The following is a 3,016-nucleotide window of genomic DNA, read 5'->3' on the forward strand; positions in this document are numbered from 1 at the left end:
GAAAATTCAAATCGAAAAATCAAAGAACGTGCTCACTCCCCTTTATCCATAAGGGTTTTAACGATGTCAATATTTTCTAAACCGGACACTAGTGATTTCGTTATTTATGTAAATACAAAATTAAATATGAACATCTAAAAAGAGGTTTTGTTTGCGGCTCTTTGTTGTTTATTCAAAAGCTCAAACTTATAATTTTTGCTCGATTTTAAACTTAGTTAATCAATAACCAATAACTAATCAAAGTTGTATGAATACTCATAAAAACATGAAAACACACATCTTATTATTCAGTTTGATGATAATGTTGTCAGGGCATCTTTTTGCCCAGAAGAATGAAATAAAGAAAGACTCGGTGGTTGTAAAAGAAAGCGACCGCAACGTGATGCTGAATGCATCAAGTAATACCGGTCCCCGGGATGTAAATATCGGCTTGCCTGCTTCCACGGGAGGGACTACAGTGTTGGAAAATGGGCTTCCGGTAGTATATTTTTACTGGCCTGAATTTCCAACAAAAGCATGGAGGCAAGATGCTACAATCAGTGGAGCCAAACTTCTTGATGTTGGGCAGACTGCTATCAATGTGGGGGACGTCGGGGTTTCTATAAGTACGTTCGACAATCTGGGAACGGATAAATTCAAAGTGAAAGAGTTTGAACAGTTAATAATAGAACATACAAAAAGGTTATATAAGAATGATGTGAACTGCAATCTCTCTTATGAGCCCAGTGGCAATGATTTCCTATCCCCTTGCCTTGAAGAGGCTTTATTGATGAGTAAAGTATTGGATGCACAGGAATATAAAGTATGGTTAAAGGCATTTCTGCCGGAAATATTTAAACCTGATTTTTCATTTGAGCCGGGAAAAGTTTCTGATCGTACGGATGGACATTTGGTTCATCTCGATGGATTGAATTTCAGTAGGGCAACTTGTTTGTATTCTATCTCAAGAAAATTGCCGGAGTTGAGCCATCTGAGATCAATTGCTGACAACCATCTTAATTATTCGTTAGGTAATATTACCGATGATGATTACATGGGCAGTCACTGGTTAGGTTCCTTTGCCCTTTATGCTTTAATGAACCGATAATGATCTAATCGGTATGTTATTTATCATTAAAAAGCGAGAATACACCTTTTAGGGTATAAAAAATAGCATAAACCAATCATTATACCCTTTAGGGTAAGTTTAGAATTGATCCCTCAATTCGGTTATTTCTCCAAGCCGTTTTCGTTTCGGGTAGTTTTTAAGGGGAATACTACCCAATAATTCTTTTTATCCTTACTCTATAATACGTATTTATTGTGTATATTTACATAATTAATAATTAAATATAGCTTTAATTGTGGATATAGGCATAATTATAAATAAAACTCCGGATGTAATAATGAGAGGTATTGCATCAAGAGTAAAAGATAGACGTTTGGAGAGAAACCTTACACAAAAGGCTTTCGCAAAAAGGGCCGGAGTCGGATACGATGCCTATCGCAAATTTGAGACTACCGGTGAAATAACCTTGCGCAATCTCGTTTTATGTGCTATAGTGTTAGATATGACGGAAGGGTTTTTAGAATTATTTTCCGGAAGATCTTTTCAAAGTATAGACGAGTTACTTGAAAAAAAAGAAACTAAAAAAAGGCAAAGAGGATCAAGGAATGGATAATATCAATGTTGTAGAAGTCTTTATGAATGGGAGTAAAGTTGGACGAATTGCTTTAACACCAGATTCGCTATGCGCCTTTGAGTATGATGCGCAATATCTTGCATTCGGCAAATCAATATCTCCTTATTTCCTCCCTTTAAAAGGAGAACTGATGATCGCCAAAAGAGAGCCGTTTAAGGGTAACTTTGGCGTTTTTGATGATAGTTTACCGGACGGATGGGGAAATCTGATTCTTGACAGGTATCTGAAAGAAAAAGGCTATAATCCTGATAAACTGACAATATTGCAACGCTTGGCTCTTGTTGGAAGTACAGGGCGTGGAGCATTGGAATATAAACCGGATTGGAGTGTTGAAAATGAACAGGAAAGAATTGATTTTAATCAGCTTGCATCAGATGCGGAAAAAATTCTATCAAATGATGATTATACCGGAGAAGGGCTGGATACTTTATATAAATATGCCGGATCGTCGGGAGGAGCTCGCCCTAAAGTGTTTGTGAAAATTGATGGAGTCGAGTGGCTCGTTAAATTCCGGGCATCGGTAGACCGTCAGGATGTTGGAGAAACAGAGTACAAATATTCCTTATTAGCCAAAAAATGCGGGATCAATATGCCGAAAACCCAACTGTTTGAAGGTAAATACTTCGGAGTTAAACGTTTTGACAGGACTCCCAATGGGAAAATTCATACAATCAGTGCCGCCGGATTAATTAATGCAGATTACAGAATTCCCAGTCTTGATTATCAGGCATTACTGAGAATATGCCAGGATATTACAAGGAATATGGAAGAAGTATATTCTTTATTTCGCTTGATGGTTTTCAATGTTGCAATCAAAAACCGGGATGACCACGCTAAGAATTTCTCATTTCAATTAGTCGGAGATGAGTGGAAATTATCCCCCGCTTATGATATTCTGCCCAGTAGCGGTTTTGGAGGCTATCATACAACAACAATAAACAATACGGGCGAGCCCAAAATATCAGATATGTTAGCTGTTGGAAACGACGTCGGACTATCCAAACAAAAAACAAAAGATATTCTTGAAGAAGTTTACGAATTAGTGAAAATAGGTGTATAATTTAAGCTCAAAAATTTGCACATAAAACAATAAATATCTATCTTAGTATTTGTAAATTAGGTGATTAAGAGACTCTTTGGAAGAGCGTGTGCAAATCGTGGACTACAAAAATCGAATACTTATAACAACTGAATAATCAGCGGCTTGCGTGAATAGTTCATTTCCGTCAACGCCCACCGAAATGGGCTCAGCGGATTTTCCGGGTTGATTTGTCTTGTCGCATATCATGAATATAGCTTATCTTTGTCAGGATGAATTACGAGAAGTTGTTAGG

At 37.2% G+C, this 3,016-nt stretch carries 3 protein-coding genes; all 3 read left to right on the forward strand.

All coding sequences use genetic code 11. The features are described 5' to 3' along the window. Window positions 1–265: 265 nt before the first annotated feature. A complete protein-coding gene (locus D0T84_RS23195; RefSeq protein WP_255495536.1) occupies window positions 266–1,087 on the forward strand; it encodes a DUF2891 family protein in 822 nt (273 codons plus the stop codon). A gap of 256 nt (window positions 1,088–1,343) precedes the next feature. Further along, entirely contained in the window at window positions 1,344–1,661 is a 318-nt protein-coding gene (locus D0T84_RS21880) for a helix-turn-helix transcriptional regulator (protein WP_163310038.1), read from the forward strand. Next, on the forward strand, window positions 1,654–2,742 hold the full coding sequence (locus tag D0T84_RS21885) for a type II toxin-antitoxin system HipA family toxin (protein ID WP_163310039.1): 1,089 nt from the start codon (window positions 1,654–1,656) through the stop codon (window positions 2,740–2,742). The genes D0T84_RS21880 and D0T84_RS21885 overlap by 8 nt, the downstream gene beginning before the upstream one ends. Window positions 2,743–3,016: the final 274 nt, after the last annotated feature.

Origin of the sequence: Dysgonomonas sp. 521 (assembly GCF_010501055.1) — a bacterium.
GTDB lineage: Bacteria > Bacteroidota > Bacteroidia > Bacteroidales > Dysgonomonadaceae > Dysgonomonas.

Bases quoted from the DNA above. Each gene is read 5' to 3' on its own strand.
- D0T84_RS23195 (WP_255495536.1), top strand. From the start codon at position 266: ATGAAAACACACATCTTATTATTCAGTTTGATGATAATGTTGTCAGGG.
- D0T84_RS21885 (WP_163310039.1), top strand. From the start codon at position 1,654: ATGGATAATATCAATGTTGTAGAAGTCTTTATGAATGGGAGTAAAGTT.